Annotated in this window: 10 protein-coding genes and 1 pseudogene; 6 read left to right on the top strand and 5 right to left on the bottom strand. The window is 76.0% G+C overall.

What is annotated here, in order from left to right:
- Window positions 1-182: 182 nt before the first annotated feature.
- The 3 genes and pseudogenes from BUB17_RS11650 to BUB17_RS27790 all read left to right on the top strand — a co-directional run bounded on the left by BUB17_RS11650 (window position 183) and on the right by BUB17_RS27790 (window position 1,742).
- Entirely contained in the window at window positions 183-929 is a 747-nt protein-coding gene (locus BUB17_RS11650) for an SDR family oxidoreductase (RefSeq protein ID WP_244277173.1), read from the top strand.
- Between the two features lie 10 nt (window positions 930-939).
- Window positions 940-1,473, top strand: a pseudogene (locus tag BUB17_RS28415) (TIM barrel protein); the annotation flags it as partial.
- Between the two features lie 92 nt (window positions 1,474-1,565).
- Complete coding sequence (locus BUB17_RS27790) at window positions 1,566-1,742, top strand: hypothetical protein (RefSeq protein WP_244277175.1); 177 nt, start codon at window positions 1,566-1,568, stop codon at window positions 1,740-1,742.
- A 109-nt stretch (window positions 1,743-1,851) separates the two neighbouring features.
- On the opposite strand, the gene BUB17_RS11660 is transcribed toward BUB17_RS27790, so the two are convergent.
- Genes BUB17_RS11660 through BUB17_RS11670 form a run of 3 tightly spaced genes read right to left on the bottom strand, consistent with a single transcriptional unit; the run spans window position 1,852 to window position 5,523 of the window.
- Complete coding sequence (locus tag BUB17_RS11660; protein ID WP_083606277.1) at window positions 1,852-2,739, bottom strand: alpha/beta fold hydrolase; 888 nt, start codon at window positions 2,737-2,739, stop codon at window positions 1,852-1,854.
- Window positions 2,736-4,145, bottom strand: a complete 1,410-nt coding sequence (locus BUB17_RS11665; protein ID WP_175561339.1) for an FAD-binding oxidoreductase — start codon at window positions 4,143-4,145, stop codon at window positions 2,736-2,738. Before BUB17_RS11665 ends, BUB17_RS11660 begins: the two co-directional genes overlap by 4 nt.
- Window positions 4,146-4,185: 40 nt before the next feature.
- Window positions 4,186-5,523: an MFS transporter gene (locus tag BUB17_RS11670; protein WP_072918153.1), complete on the bottom strand. Its 1,338-nt coding sequence runs from the start codon at window positions 5,521-5,523 to the stop codon at window positions 4,186-4,188.
- Between the two features lie 167 nt (window positions 5,524-5,690).
- On the opposite strand from BUB17_RS11670, the gene BUB17_RS11675 reads away from it, so the two are divergent.
- A complete protein-coding gene (locus BUB17_RS11675; RefSeq protein ID WP_072918155.1) occupies window positions 5,691-7,124 on the top strand; it encodes an aldehyde dehydrogenase family protein in 1,434 nt (477 codons plus the stop codon).
- Between the two features lie 239 nt (window positions 7,125-7,363).
- On the opposite strand, the gene BUB17_RS11680 is transcribed toward BUB17_RS11675, so the two are convergent.
- Window positions 7,364-8,809, bottom strand: a complete 1,446-nt coding sequence (locus tag BUB17_RS11680) for a gamma-aminobutyraldehyde dehydrogenase (RefSeq protein ID WP_072918156.1) — start codon at window positions 8,807-8,809, stop codon at window positions 7,364-7,366.
- 111 nt (window positions 8,810-8,920) lie between these two features.
- Window positions 8,921-10,429, bottom strand: a complete 1,509-nt coding sequence (locus BUB17_RS11685; protein WP_072918158.1) for a helix-turn-helix domain-containing protein — start codon at window positions 10,427-10,429, stop codon at window positions 8,921-8,923.
- Window positions 10,430-10,569: 140 nt separating this feature from the next.
- Between BUB17_RS11685 and gabT the strand changes: the two genes are divergently transcribed.
- Together gabT and BUB17_RS11695 are read left to right on the top strand one after the other, a co-directional pair.
- Window positions 10,570-11,925 carry a 4-aminobutyrate--2-oxoglutarate transaminase gene (gene gabT / locus BUB17_RS11690; RefSeq protein WP_072918159.1) on the top strand — a complete coding sequence of 452 codons (1,356 nt, stop codon included), beginning with the start codon at window positions 10,570-10,572 and terminating at the stop codon, window positions 11,923-11,925.
- A 152-nt stretch (window positions 11,926-12,077) separates the two neighbouring features.
- The gene (locus BUB17_RS11695; RefSeq protein WP_072918161.1) at window positions 12,078-15,152 is read left to right on the top strand and encodes an NAD-glutamate dehydrogenase domain-containing protein; all 3,075 of its coding nucleotides are present in this window, start codon (window positions 12,078-12,080) and stop codon (window positions 15,150-15,152) included.
- Window positions 15,153-15,191 lie beyond the last annotated feature (39 nt).

Raw genomic sequence — 15,191 nt, forward strand, 5'->3', positions numbered from 1 at the left:
ACCAGGCTCGGCACGGGCCCCTGACGGGTGGCCGTTCCAGCACCCCACCAGCGCGGCCCGTCCCCCACGGGACGGGCCGCGCCGGCACGGTTGGTCCCGGCGGTCATCGCGGACCACGATGGGCCCGTGGACGACCTCCCCAGCCCTGGTCCCGCAGCCGGTGCCGCCGTGCGGTGCGCGTCGTGACCCCCGACCGCCGCACCGCGGTGGTGACCGGCGGCGGTTCCGGACTCGGCCGCGCCACCGCCCGGGCGCTGCTGGCCGACGGCTGGTCCGTGGCGCTGCTGGGGCGCACCCGCCCGTCGCTGGAGGAGACGGCCGGAGGCGGGGACGGCGCTCTCGTGCTGCCCACCGACGTCGCCGACGAGGCGCAGGTGGACGCGGCGTTCGATGCCGTCCGGGACACCTGGGGCCGGCTCGACCTGCTGGTCAACAACGCCGGCACCTTCGGTCCCGCGGGCGAGGTGGACGAGATCGCGGTCGCCGACTGGCGGACGACCGTGGAGGTCAACGTCACGGGCGTCTTCCTGTGTGCCCGCGCCGCCGTCCGGCTGATGAAGGCGCAGGACCCGCCGGGCGGGCGGATCGTCAACAACGGCTCGATCTCCGCGCACGTGCCGCGGCCGGGGAGCGTCGCCTACACCGCCACCAAGCACGCCGTCACCGGCCTGACCAAGGCGATCGCGCTGGACGGCCGCCCGCACCGGATCGTCTGCGGGCAGATCGACATCGGCAACGCCGCCACCGAGATGACCGCCGGGATGGCGCACGGAGCCCGCCAGGCCGACGGCTCCGTCCGGCCCGAGCCCACCTTCGACCCGGCGCACGTCGCCGACGCGGTGGTGCAGATGGCCCGGCTGCCGCTCGAGGTCAGCGTTCCGTTCACCACGATGCTGGCCACCGGCATGCCCTACCTCGGGCGGGGCTGAGGGGACCGCGGTGCGCTGGGCCGTCAACACCTCCCTCCTCTTCGGCGACCTGCCGCTGGAGCGCCGGCCGCAGGCGGCCCGCGCCGCCGGGTTCACCGCGGTCGAGTCGTGGTGGCCCTTCGACTCCGCCACGCCCGCCGACCGGGACGTCGAGGCGTTCGTGCGGTCGGTCGAGGACGCCGGGGTGCAGCTGGTCGCGCTCAACTTCCCGGCCGGTGCGATGGCCGACGGCGAGCGCGGGCTGGTGTCGCTCCCCGGCCGGGAGGCGGAGTGGCGCGACGCGGTCGCCGCCACGGTCGGCCTCGGGGAGCGGCTGGGCGTGCGGCTGTTCAACGCGCTGTACGGCAACCGGGCCGACGGCACTACCCCCGCCGCGCAGGACGCGCTCGCCGTCGAGCACCTGGCCCTGGCCGGGCGGGCGACGGCGCGGATCGGCGGCACGGTGCTCCTCGAGCCGCTCAGCGCCGCGCCCCGGTACCCGCTGCGGACGGCGGAGGACGCGGTCGCCGTCGCCGACCGGGTGGCGGCGGAGACCGGGGTGGGCGGCATCGGACTGCTCCTCGACCTCTACCACCCCGCGGTCAACGGCGAGGACCTCGACCGGGTGGTCGCCGTCCACGGCCCCCGGCCGCGCACGTGCAGATCGCCGACGCACCGGGGCGGGGTGTGCCCGGCACCGGGGAGCTCGACCTCGTGCGGCACCTGCGCCGGCTCGAGGACGTGGGCCACGGCGGCTGGGTCGCCCTCGAGCACCTGCCGGGCGAGGGCGACCCGTTCGCCTGGCTGCCACGCGAGCGGCGCGCGGCGGACTGACCGGCCCGCCGTCCCCGCTCCGTGCGGCATGCGGGCCCAGCCCTCGACCGGGACCTCGGCGCAAGCGGGTGCGCCAAAAGCCGGCCACCCGCGGACCGTGACCCGGGGGTCAGCCCGCCAAGGAGCGGCGCAGCGCCCGCACCGAGGCAGCTGCGCCCGAGTCGCTCATCACCACGCCCGCGTGGTCGTGCCCGCGCAGCAGCTCCGCCGTCACCAGGCCGTCGGACGCGGCCACCACCGCAGCCACCTCCTCGTCCGTGTAGGCCGGCGGCGACCCGGCGCCGACGCTCCACTCGGCGTGCAGCAGCTGCGTGGGCACCGAGAGCCGGCGCAGCGCGTCGGCGGCGGTGTCGGTGAGGAAGACGTCGGCGGCGTCGTCGACCAGCGCCCGGCCGTCCAGCCGCACCCGGCCGCCGTCCCGGCCCCGCTCCAGGTCGTGCGCCAGGCAGGTGGCCAGGTGCGGGTCGGCGGGGTCGAGCAGCGGCCCGGTGTTCGTCACGACGAAGTCGACGTAGCTCGCCAGGTCGGGCCAGTCGGTGCCCAGCCGGGCGGTGCGGTCGGCGAAGGCCGCCTCCAGCTGCTCCCGGCTCGTGGGCCGGCGCACCATCGGCGGCCCGCCGTCGAGCAGGGTCAGGCTGCGCACCCGCTCCGGTGCGGCGGCCGCGAGCTGCACGGCGATGAAGCCGCCCAGCGACATGCCGAGGACGTCGACGGTCTCCAGCTCCAGCGCGTCGAGGACGGCGAGCTGGTCGGCGACGTGCCCGGCCAGGGTCGAGGCGTCCGACCGCGGCGTGCTCAGCCCGCGGCCGCTGAGGTCGGCGGCGACCAGGTCGACGTCCGGCGCCGCGGCGAGGGTCCAGGCCCACAGCCGCGAGGTGCTGCTCATGCCGTGGATGCCCAGCACCGGCCGGGTGCTGCCCGGTCGCCGCCACGCGTGCACCCGGCGGCCGTCGGGCCGCTGGACCGCGACGTGCTCGGGGAAGTCGTCGGCGCTCACGCGCTGCCCTCGTCGGGGAAGACCTTGCCGGGGTTGAGGATGCCGTGCGGGTCGAGCGCGGTCTTGACCGCGCGCTGCATCGCGACCACCGCCGGGGCCAGCTCGATGGCCAGCCCGTCGCGTTTGAGCAGGCCGACGCCGTGCTCGCCGGTCACCGTCCCGCCCAGCGCCACGGCGTCGCGCATGATCTCGCCGAACGCGACCTGCGCCCGGGCCCGCGCCTCGGCATCGCCGGGCGGGGTGATCAGCAGCGGGTGCAGGTTGCCGTCCCCGGCGTGCGCGATGTTGGCGATGAGCACGTCGTTGCGGACGGCCGCCGCCTCGATCCGGGCGAGCATCTCCGGGACGGCGGACTTGGGCACGCACACGTCCTCGGTGAGCAGCGGACCCAGCCGCTCCAGCGCCGGATAGGCCAGCCGGCGCGCGGCGATCAGCGCCTCGGCCTCGGCCGGGTCGGTGGACGCCGCGGCCCACGTGGCGCCGCCGAGCTCGAAGCTGCGCAGCATCGCGTCGGCCTCGGCGTCGCCGGCCGGGCCGGGGGCGTCGGTGCGGCCGAGCAGCACCACGGCGGCGTCGACCGACAGGCCCATGTTCTTCCACTCGTCGACGGCGGCCAGGCAGTGCCGGTCGACCAGCTCCAGGGCCGAGGGCGTCACCCCGGCCGCGCCGACCGCCTCGACCGCCCGCCCGGCGTCGACCACGGAGTCGAAGTAGCCGACGACGGTGCGCTCGGGCGCCCGCGCCGGCCGCAGCCGCACGGTCACCTCGGTGACCACGCCCAGGGTGCCCTCGGAGCCGACCATCAGCCCGACCATGTCGTAGCCGACGACGCCCTTGGCGGTGCGCCGCCCGAGCCGCACGACCTCGCCGAGACCGTTGACCACCTCGAGCTCGAGCACGTAGTCGCGGGTGACGCCGTACTTGACGCAGCACACGCCGCCGGCATTGGTGGCCACGTTGCCGCCGATGGTCGACCAGGGGGAGCTGGCCGGGTCGGGCGGGTACCACAGGCCCTGCTCGGCGCAGGCGGCGCGCAGGTCGTCGTTGACCACGCCGGGCTGCACGACGGCGTAGCGCTCCACCGGGTCGATGGCGACGACGTCGCGCATGTGCTCGGTGGAGAGCACGACGCACCCGTCGACGGCGTTCGCCCCGCCGGACAGGCCGGTGCCGGCCCCGCGCGGCACCAGCGGCGTCCGGTGCGCCAGGCAGGCGCACACCACGGCCTGCACCTCCACCGTGGACCGGGGGCGGACGACGGCGAGCGGCGCGCCGTGCGGCGCCCACTCGGCCTCGTCGTGCACGTAGCCGCCGACGACGTCGTCGTCGGCCAGGACGCGGTCGGCGGGAAGTGCGTCCAGCAGCGCCGTCAGCACGGTCGACGACCACTCGGGAGCCTGGGTCACCCCCTCAGTCAAGCACCGCGGCCTGCCCGGGAACCGGCGCTCAGTCGAGCACCGCGTCGCGCCCGCCGGTCGTCGTCGGAACGGGTGCCCGGCGGCGCGACAGCAGGAGGGCACCGCCCGCCGACAGCAGCATGGCGATGCCGACCAGCCACAGCGCCGGCCGGATGCTGCCGGTGGCATCCGAGATCCACCCGGTGAGGTAGGGGGCGGCGAACCCGGCGGTGTTGCCCAGCGAGTTGATCAGTGCGATGCCCGCCGCGGCGCCCGCGCCGGTGAGGATCAGCGGCGGGAAGTGCCAGAACACCGGCAGCGCGCAGCAGATGCCGATCGCGGTCAGGGTGATGACGGCCATGACGGTGAAGGGCGAGTCGAGGTAGAGCGCCACCGGGATGGTCACCCCACCCAGGGCTGCCGGGACGGCCAGGTGCCAGCGCCGTTCACCGGTCCGGTCGGAGTGCCGGCTCCACAGCACCATCGTGACGGCACCGGCCAGGAACGGGACCGCGACGATCGCACCGGTCTCGAAGATCGAGTAGTCGGCGTCGAAGCGTTCCGCGAAGCCGGCCACCACGGTCGGCAGGAAGAACGACACCGCGTACAGCCCGTAGACGACGCCGAAGTAGACGAAGCCGAGACCGACCACCCGCGGGTCGGCCATCGCCCGCCACGGCGAGGCCTCCCGGCCGGGCGTCTCCCCCTCGGCGGTGATGGTGCGGGTCAGCCAGCCGCGCTCCTCGGGGGTGAGCCAGCGGGCGTGCTCGGGCCGGTCGGTCAGGTAGAACCAGCACACGACGCCGAGCAGCACGGCGGGCAGCCCCTCGACGAGGAACATCACCCGCCAGCCCTCCAGTCCGAACAGCCCGTCGCCGTACTGGATGACCGCGCCCGAGAGCGGTGCGCCCAGGGCGGAGGAGAGCGGAACGGCCACGAGGAAGGCCCCGATCAGCTGCACCCGCCGGGCGCGCGGCAGCCACCAGGTCAGGTAGAGCAGGACCCCGGGGAAGAAACCCGCCTCGGCGATCCCGAGCAGCACCCGCAGCGCGTAGAGCCAGCCCGCCGAGTCGACGAAGGCCATCGCGCTCGCGGCGACGCCCCAGCTGACCATGATCCGGGCGATCCAGCGGCGGGCCCCGAAGCGGTGCAGCGCCAGGTTGCTCGGCACCTCGAAGAACAGGTAGCCGATGAAGAACAACCCCGACGCGAGACCGAACATCGTCTCGGTGAGGCCGAGGTCCTCGCTCATCGTCAGCTTGGCGAAGCCGATGTTGGTGCGGTCGAGGTAGTTGACGAAGTAGAGGAGCCCGAGGAATGGCACCAGCCGCCAGGCGACCTTGCGCAGCGCGCTCCTCCCGACCGGGTCGGTCTCGGTGTGGACCACGGCTCCTCCAGACGACGTCCGTGCGGGACCGCGGCTCACCGTAGAGGCGCGGCCGCGTGCCAGGTCGGTGCGTCGGCACCTCTCCCGGTGGACGGACCGGCACTGGCCGGTGGGCGTCGCGTCTCGCAGATTCAGCGGGGACACCGCCCACGTCCCGAGGAGGACGCATGCCCACCCCCTACTGGGTCGCCGGGGAGCCCCGGACCGGCACCGACGTCGTCGCCGTCCGCTCGCCGTTCGACGGCGCCGAGGCCGGCCGGACGACGCACGCCACCGCCGAGGACGTCGAGGCCGCGGTGTCGGCCGCTTCCTCCTCCCGCGCCGCCTGCGCCGCGCTGCCCGCCCACGCGCGGGCCGCCGCCCTCGACTCCGTGTCCCGGCGGCTGGCCGAGCGCAGCGAGGAGGTCGCCGCGCTGATCACCGCCGAGTCCGGCAAGCCGCTCAAGTGGGCGCGCCTGGAGGTGGCGCGCGCGGTGTCGACCTTCCGCTGGGGCGCGGAGGAGGCGCGGCGCTGGTCGGGCAGCCTGCAGCGGCTGGACACCGACCCCGCGGCCACCGGGCGGATGGCACTGGTGCGGCGCGTTCCGCGCGGCCCGGTGCTGGGCATCGCGCCGTTCAACTTCCCGCTCAACCTGGTGGCGCACAAGGTCGCGCCGGCGATCGCCGTCGGGGCGCCGATCGTGCTCAAGCCCGCGCCCGCCACGCCGCTGTCGGCCCTGCTGCTCGGGGAGATCCTGGCCGAGACGGACCTGCCCGCCGGCGCCTGGTCGGTGCTGCCGGTGCCCAACGACGTCGCCGCGCGGCTGGTGCAGGACCCGCGGCTGCCGGTCGTGTCCTTCACCGGGTCGGTGCCGGTCGGCTGGTCGATCCGCGAGTCGGTGCCGCGCAAGCACGTGACCCTCGAGCTCGGCGGCAACGCGGCGGCCGTCGTCGCCCCCGACCAGGACGACGCGGCGCTGGACTGGGCGGCCTCCCGCATCGCCGCCTTCGCGATGTACCAGGCCGGGCAGTCCTGCATCGCGGTGCAGCGGGTGCTCGCCCACCGGGACGTCGCGACCGCTCTCACCGAGCGGGTCGTCACGGCCGTGGAGGGGCTGGTCACCGGCGTCCCGACCGACCCGGCGACCGACGTCGGGCCGCTGATCGACGAGCAGGCCGCCCGGCGGGTGGAGAGCTGGGTCGACGAGGCGGTGGCCGCGGGCGCGCGCGTGCTCACCGGCGGCACCCGCGACGGCGCCACCTACGCGCCCACGGTGCTCACCGACGTCCCGGCCGACGCGAAGGTGTCCTGCGAGGAGGTCTTCGGGCCGGTCGTCGTCCTGGACACCGTGGACTCCGTCGACGAGGCGTTCGCGCGGGTCAACGACAGCCGGTTCGGGCTGCAGGCCGGCGTCTTCACCCGCGACCTGCAGGTGGCCTTCCGCGCGGCGCAGGTGCTCGAGGTCGGGGGAGTGGTGGTCGGCGACGTGCCGAGCTTCCGCGCCGACCAGATGCCCTACGGCGGGGTGAAGGACTCCGGAACCGGCCGCGAGGGCGTGCACGCGGCGATGGAGGACCTCACCGAGGAGCGCGTCCTCGTGCTCACCGGCATCGACGTCTGAGGAAGGACCCCCTCCTCCCCACCGCTCGCAAGCTCGCGGCGAGCCTCTGGAGGGGGCCATCCCAGGCCGAGGGACCCCCGGCCGACGCTGAGACCTCGAGGCGGCCGGGACCCAGCACGGTCGTCCCTCGACCGCTGTTGATCATGGGGTTGTTGCCGGCTCGGGCGGCGTGACCGCGGGTGTCGCCTGCAACAACCCCATGATCGACCCGTCCAGGCGCCCTGGCCGGGGAAGGCGCCTCAGCTGTCCAGGTTGGCCATGACGTGCTTGACGCGGGTGTAGTCCTCGAACCCGTACATCGACAGGTCCTTGCCGTAGCCGGAGTGCTTGAAGCCGCCGTGCGGCATCTCGGCGACCAGCGGGATGTGCGTGTTGATCCAGACGCAGCCGAAGTCCAGCGCCCTGCTCATCCGCATCGCCCGGCCGAAGTCCCTCGTCCAGACGCTGGAGGCCAGCCCGTACGGGACCCCGTTGGCCCAGGCGAGGGCCTGCTCCTCGTCGGAGAACCGCTGCACGGTGATGACCGGGCCGAAGACCTCGTTCTGCACCATCTCGTCGTCCTGCCGCAGCCCGGCCACGACGGTCGGCTCGACGAAGAAGCCGCGGTCGCCCAGCCGGCGGCCGCCGGCGGTGATCTCGGCGTGGTCGGGGGCGCGGTCGAGGAAGCCGGTGACGTGCGCGAGCTGGTTGGCGTTGTTCACCGGGGGCACGAGCGCGTCCTCGTCGCCGGCGCCGCCCTCGTACGTCGTCCGGGTGTTCCTCGCCTGCTCGGTCAGCGCCGCGACGAAGTCGTCGTGGATGCCCGGCCCGGCCAGCACCCGGGTGGCGGCGGTGCAGTCCTGCCCGGCGTTGAAGTAGCCGGCGACCGCGATGGCCTCGGCGGCGGCCTCGAGGTCGGCGTCGTCGAAGACGACGACCGGGGCCTTGCCGCCCAGCTCCAGGTGCACCCGCTTGACGTCGCGTGCGGCCGACTCGGCCACCGCCATGCCGGCCCGCACCGATCCGGTGATCGAGACCATCTGCGGGGTGCGGTGCTCGACCAGCGCCCGGCCGGTGTCCCGGTCGCCGCAGACGACGTTGAAGACACCCGCCGGGAGGAACTCCGCGGCCAGCTCGGCCATCCGCAGCGTCGTCGCCGGCGTGGTGTCGCTGGGCTTGAGGACGACGGTGTTGCCGGCCGCGATGGCCGGCGCGAACTTCCAGACCGCCATCATCATCGGGTAGTTCCACGGCGTCACCTGGCCGATGACCCCGACCGGCTCGCGCCGGCTCCAGGACGTGTGCCCGGCCAGGTACTCCGCGGCCGCCCTGCCCTCGAGGTTGCGCGCGGCGCCGGCGAAGAACCGGATCTGGTCGACCATCGGCGGGATCTCCTCGCTCGCGGTCAGCCCGAGCGGCTTGCCGGTGTTGCGGCTCTCCAGCGCCACCAGCTCGTCGGCGTGCGCCTCGATCGCGTCGGCGAGGCGGAGCAGCGCCAGGGATCGCTCCGAGGGGGTGGCGTCCCGCCAGCCCGGGAAGGCGCCCGCCGCCGCGGTGTAGGCGCGGTCGACGTCCTCGGGCGCCGACACCGGGGCCGAGGCGAACACCTCCCCGGTCGCCGGGTCGACCAGGTCCATCCGACGGCCGTCGGTGGCGTCGACGTGCTCTCCGCCGACGAAGTTGCGCAGCTCGAGCTTCTCGCTCACCGGGGGTCCTCTCGTCGTGCATCCCGGAGTCGCCGGGACCGCTGATCCGGTGGCCATCGTCACCGCCGACCGCTGATCTGTCCAGTCTCCCAGATCGGGACGACGGATTCCTCAGGTCGAGGGTGGGTGCAGGGCGAGCCAGAGCTCGGCGCGCACGCCGGGGGAGTCCAGGTCGCGGCCGATCAGCTCCTCGGCCCGCCGGATCCGCTTGCGCAGGGTGTGCCGGTGGACGCCCAGGCGGGCCGCGGCCGGCTCCCACTGCCCGTGCGCGGCCAGCCAGACCCGCAGCGACTCGACCAGGTCGCCGGGGCCGGCCCGGTCGGCGGCGACCAGCGGCGCCAGCGCGGCCTCGGCGAAGGCCGCGGTGGCCCCGGGGTCGAGCAGGGCGGACAGGCCCCGGCCGGCGAGGTCGGCGAAGGCGGTGACCGGCTGTCCGGCGGCCCGCCCGTGCCCGGCTGCCTGCCGGGCCTGCCGCACGCCGTCGGCCAGCCGGTCCCACGGCACCGGCGGTGCGGTCCCGATGACGGTGCCGGGCACCCGCTCGGGCAGCACGGTCAGCCGTCCGGGCAGCGGGCCGTCGGCCGGCACCAGGACGACGAGGGTGTCGTCGAGCTCGGCCGACAGCACCGGCTCGCGGACGTGAGCGGCCGCGTCGGCGGCCACGTCGACGGCCGCGGCCCGCTGCTCGGCGGTGCCCAGCACGGCCAGCACCAGCACCGGCCCGTCCGGCAGCCGCTCGCCCAGCGCCGCCACCACCGGCCCGGCCGCGGCGCGCTGCCCGGCCAGCAGCAGCTGCAGGATCGCGGCCCGCAGCGCCGCGGTACCGCTGTCGAGCGCCCGGGACTGCTCCAGCCGCAGCGTGAGCAGCAGCGCCGCCGCGTTGACCACGTGCCGGTCGCCCGCGGGGAACGGCCCCGGCCGCCCGACGGCGAGGAAGCCGCGCACCCGCGAGCCGGTGCCCAGCGACTGCAGCAGCACCGTCTCGCCGGGCTGGGTGAGCGCCGCCCCGGCCGGGGGCCGGGCCGTCCGCAGCCGGTCGACCGCCGCGGTGAGGTCGCCGGCGCGTCCCCGGGCGGACGGCGGCGCGGCCTCCAGCGGCGTCCCGGCGGCGTCGACCAGCAGCGCCCAGCCGCCGAGGTGCCGGGCCAGCCGGTCGACGACGGTGCCCGGGGCGCCGGGGGCGACCGCGGCGCGGGTCAGCTCCCGCTGCACCGTCGAGGTCCGGGTCACCGCCGCGTACTCCTCGGCGGCCAGTGCGCCGGAGACCGTGCGGGACAGGGCGATGAACGGCGTCTGCCGCGGCACCTCGAGGACCGCCAGGCCGTGCTCGTCGGCCGCGGCCACCAGCTCGGCGGGCACCTGCGCGTGGCTCAGGCCGGTGCCCAGGCCCAGGCCAACCACGCCGGCCGCGGCCAACCGGCGGACGTACTCGCCGGTCCCCTCCGGCGCCAGCGCCAGGCCGGTGGTCAGCAGCAGCTCGCCGCCCGCGAGGAACGGCGTGGGGTCGGCCAGCTCGCTGACGTGCACCCAGGAGACGGCACGGTCGACCGGTGCGCTGCGGGTGTGCAGCGTCAGCTCGAGCGACGCGGTGCCGAGCAGGGTCGCGACGGTGACCGGCACGGGGAGGACCTCTCGACGATCTGGACACCCGGACGCCCCGGGGGTGCCGATCCGGACGGTACCGGGGGAGACGCACGCCACGGACCCTGGACACGAGGACCTCCCCCGTCGGGGGAGGCAGCCCCCACGAGGAGACCGTGATGACCGACCTGCTCACCGGACCCGGCACCGTCGCCCAGGAGCGGCGCCTGGTCACCGAGCTGCCCGGCCCGCGCTCGCGCGAGCTGGCCGCCCGCCGTGCCGGGGCGGTCACCTCCGCCGTCGGCAGCGTCCTGCCGGTGTACATCGAGCGTGGCTCCGGCGGCGTGGTCGTCGACGTCGACGGCAACTCCTTCATCGACCTCGGCTCGGGGATCGCGGTCACCAACGTCGGCCACGCCTCGCCCGAGGTCGTGGCCGCCGTCCAGGCGCAGGTCGCCGCCTTCACCCACACCTGCTTCATGGTCGGGCCCTACGAGGGCTACGTCGCCGTCGCCGAGGAGCTCAACCGGCTGACCCCCGGCGACCACGAGAAGCGCTCGGCGCTGTTCAACACCGGCGCGGAGGCCGTGGAGAACGCGGTCAAGGTGGCCCGGGTCGCCACCGGCCGCTCGGCCATCGTGGTCTTCGACCACGCCTACCACGGCCGCACCAACCTCACGATGGCGCTGACGGCGAAGAACATGCCGTACAAGCACGGCTTCGGACCGTTCGCCGGCGAGGTCCACCGGGTCCCGATGTCCTACCCGTACCGCGACGAGCCGGGGATGACCGGCGAGCAGGCCGCCGCGCGGGCGATCGACCTGATCGAGACCCAGATCGGCGCCGCCAACGTGGCCGCGGTGCTCATCGAGCCGATCCAGGGCGAGGGCGGCTTCGTCGTCCCGGCGCCGGGCTTCCTGCCGGCCCTGACCGACTGGTGCCGCCGCTCGGGCGCGGTGTTCATCGCCGACGAGGTGCAGACCGGCTTCTGCCGCACCGGCGCGTGGTTCGCCTCCGAGCACGAGGGCGTCGTCCCCGACCTGATCACCACGGCCAAGGGCATCGCCGGCGGCATGCCGCTGGCCGGGGTGACCGGCCGCGCCGAGCTGATGGACGCCGTCCACACCGGCGGCCTGGGCGGCACCTACGGCGGCAACCCGGTGGCCTGCGCCGCCGCGCTGGCCACCATCCGTACCATGCGCGAGCACGACCTCAACGCCGCCGCGCGCGCCATCGAGGCCACCATGCTCCCGCGGCTGCACGCGCTGGCCGAGCGCAGCGGCGTGGTCGGCGACGTCCGCGGCCGCGGCGCGATGCTGGCCGTCGAGCTGGTCAAGCCGGGCACGACCGAGCCCGACGCCGCGCTGACCAACGCGATCTCCAAGGCCTGCCACGCCGAGGGCGTCATCACGCTGACCGCCGGCACGCACAGCAACGTGCTGCGCTTCCTGCCCCCGCTGGTCATCGGGCAGGACCTGCTCACCGAGGGGCTCGACGTCCTCGACGCCGCCTTCGACGCGCACGCCGGGAAGTGAGCGCCCCAGCCGCCGGCTCCGACCGCCGGCTGACAGACCCGGGAGCATCGCAGCGAGCGCCAGCGAGCGAGGAGCGGACCGGGTCGCGGAAGCCGGCCAGTGGGCATCGCCGGCTGACCCTGCGCCCCGAGGGCCCCGCCGGGAGCGACCGGGTGTGCGGCCTGGCCACCTGGCCGGCCGCCCGGCCGCTGCTCGCCGACGTGGTGCCGGTCTTCGACCGGCTCGGCGTGCGGGTGGCCGACGCCGTCGCCGTCCCCGGGGACGACGGTGCGCCGGCCACCCGGCTGGAGCTGCTGCTGCCGCAGGGGACGGCGGCGGCCACCGCGCTGCCCCGGCTGGAGCAGGCCCTGGCCGCGGCCTGGGCGGGGGAGACCGAGCTCGACGGCCTCTCCCGGCTGACCGTCGGGGCCGGCCTGCCGGTGCGCGACGTCGCCGTGCTGCGCGCCGCCTGCCGGTACCTCGCCCAGGTCGGGCTGGGGCTGTCCCGCGGCTACGTCGAGGAGACGGTGCTCGGCGCGCCGGAGTTCGCCCGCGCGCTGCTGGCGCACTTCGCCGCCCGGCACGACCCCGACGCCGCCGACCCCGCGGCCGCGGCGTCGGCCGCCGAGCACCTGGCCGAGCTGCTCACCCGGACGACGAGCCTGGACTCCGACCGCATCCTCCGCGGCCTGCGCGACGTGCTCGCCGCCGTGGTGCGCACCAACCGCTACCAGGCCGACGCCACGGGAGCACCCCGGCCGGCCCTGGCGTTGAAGATCGCCGCCGCGCAGCTGGACCTGCTGCCCAGGCCGCGGCCGGAGGTGGAGACCTTCGTCTGCTCGCCACGCATGGAGGGGCTGCACCTGCGCGGTGCCCGGGTGGCCCGCGGCGGGCTGCGCTGGTCCGAGCGCCCGGAGGACTTCCGCACCGAGGTGCTCGGGCTGGTCAAGGCGCAGATGGTCAAGAACGCGGTGATCGTGCCCGCGGGGGCCAAGGGCGCGTTCGTCGTCCGCGACGACCTGCGCGGCCTGGACCGCGCGGCGGTGCAGGAGCGGGTGGCCGGCGCCTACCGCACCTTCGTGGACGCGCTGCTGGACGTGGCCGACGACCGCGACGGCGACCGCGTCGTCCACCCGGCCCGCACCGTGGTGCACGACGGGCCCGACCCCTACCTGGTGGTGGCCGCCGACAAGGGCACGGCCACCTTCTCCGACCTGGCCAACGAGGTGGCCGAGCGCCGCGGCTTCTGGCTCGGTGACGCGTTCGCCTCCGGCGGCTCCAGCGGCTACGACCACAAGGCCATGGGCATCACCGCCCGCGGCGCCTGGGTCTCGGTGCGCCGGCACCTGCGCGAGCTGGGCGTGGACCCCGACGGTCCGCTGTCGGCGGTCGGCGTCGGCGACATGTCCGGCGACGTCTTCGGCAACGGGGTGCTGCTGTCCGACGAGCTGCGGCTGGTGGCGGCCTTCGACCACCGGCACGTCTTCCTCGACCCGGACCCCGACCCCGCGCGGTCGGCGACCGAGCGCCGCCGGCTGTTCGCGCTGCCGGGCTCGTCGTGGGACGACTACGACCGCTCGGCGCTGTCCCCGGGCGGTGGTGTGCACCGCCGCGACGCCAAGAGCGTGCCGCTCTCGCCGCAGGTGCGGGCCCGGCTCGGGGTGGACGCCGAGGAGCTGCCTCCCGCCGAGCTGGTGCGGGCGGTGCTGCGGGCGCCGGTCGACCTGCTGTGGAACGGCGGCATCGGCACCTACGTCCGCGCCGCCGACGAGACCGACGCGCAGGTCGGCGATCGCGCCAACGACGCCGTCCGCGTGACCGCCCGGGAGCTGCGCTGCCGGGTGGTGGGGGAGGGCGGCAACCTGGGGCTGACCCAGCGCGCGCGGATCGAGGCGGCCCATGCCGGCGTCGCGCTCAACGCCGATTTCATCGACAACTCCGCCGGCGTGGACACCTCCGACCGCGAGGTCAACCTCAAGATCCTGCTGGTCGGTGTGCCGCGCGCCGAGCGGGACGCGGTGCTGCGCTCGGTCGAGGACGAGGTGGCCGCGGCGGTGCTCGCCGACAACGCCCTGCAGGCCCGGGCGCTGTCGGTGTGCGCGGCCCAGGCGCCGTTCCTGCTCGACCGGCACGCGCAGCTGATCGGCGACCTCGAGCGGCACGGCCTGGACCGCGACCTCGAGGGGCTGCCGTCGGAGGCGGAGGTCGAGCGGCTGCGCCAGGCCGGGGCCGGGCTCACCCGGCCCGAGGCCGCGGTGCTGCTCGCGCACTCCAAGAACCTGGTGCGCGAGGAGCTGATGCGCAGCGACCTGCCCGACGACCCGTCGGTGGCCGGGGTGCTGGCCGCCTACTTCCCGCGGGCGGTGCGCGAGCGCTGGCCCGACCGGGTGGCCGCCCATCCGCTGGCCCGGGAGATCACCGCCACCCAGCTGGCCAACGACCTGGTCAACCGGGTCGGCCCGGGCTTCCTGCTGCGGCTGGAGGAGCGCTCCGGCGTTCCCACCCCGGTGGCGGCCCGCGCCTACACGGTCGCCACGCAGGTGCTCGACCTCGCCCCCCTGTGGGCGCGGGTGGACGGCCGCGTCGGTGAGGGGGTGCCGCTGGCCGTGGAGCGGCTGGCGCTGCCCGAGCTGCAGGCGGCCACCGAGCGGACGGCCGACCGGCTGCTGCGGGTCCACCCCGACCCCGCGGCACTGACCGCGGTGGCACCGGCGCTGGCCGCCGTCGTCGCCGAGCTCGAGCCGGCCGCGTGGCTGGACCGGCCGGGCGCCGCCGGGAACCGGGCCCGCACGCTGCGGGCCGAGCTGACCGCCGCGGGCGCGACCCCGGAGCTGGCCGCGCGGGTCGCCGTCCTCGGGTGCCGGGCCGACCTGGTCGACCTGGCCGGCGTGGCCCGCACCGCCGGGGTCGGCATCGGCCGGGTGGTCGAGGCTGACGCCGCCGTCGAGCAGCTGCTGGCGCTCCCGCGGGTGCACGCCTGGACCGCGGAGGAGGCCGGCATGTCGCACTGGGCCGTCGCCGCCCGCGCGGCCCTGCGGGAGGAGGTGGACCAGCTGCGGTGGGCCCTCGTGGCGGCGCTGCTGCGGGACGCCGACGGCGACGCGGACGCCTTCGCCGACCGGCACGCGACCGCGCTGGCCCGCTTCACCGCCGTCCGCGAGCAGGCCACGTCCGCCCCCGACGACCTCCTGGGCCGGGTGTGCGTGGTGGTGGCGGAGCTGCGCCGGCTGGTGCGGACCGTGGGCTGACCGGGGTCGGCCGGCCGGGACGAGGCGTCCCGGTCAGCC

Source organism: Geodermatophilus obscurus (assembly GCF_900143215.1).
Classification (GTDB): domain Bacteria; phylum Actinomycetota; class Actinomycetes; order Mycobacteriales; family Geodermatophilaceae; genus Geodermatophilus; species Geodermatophilus obscurus_A.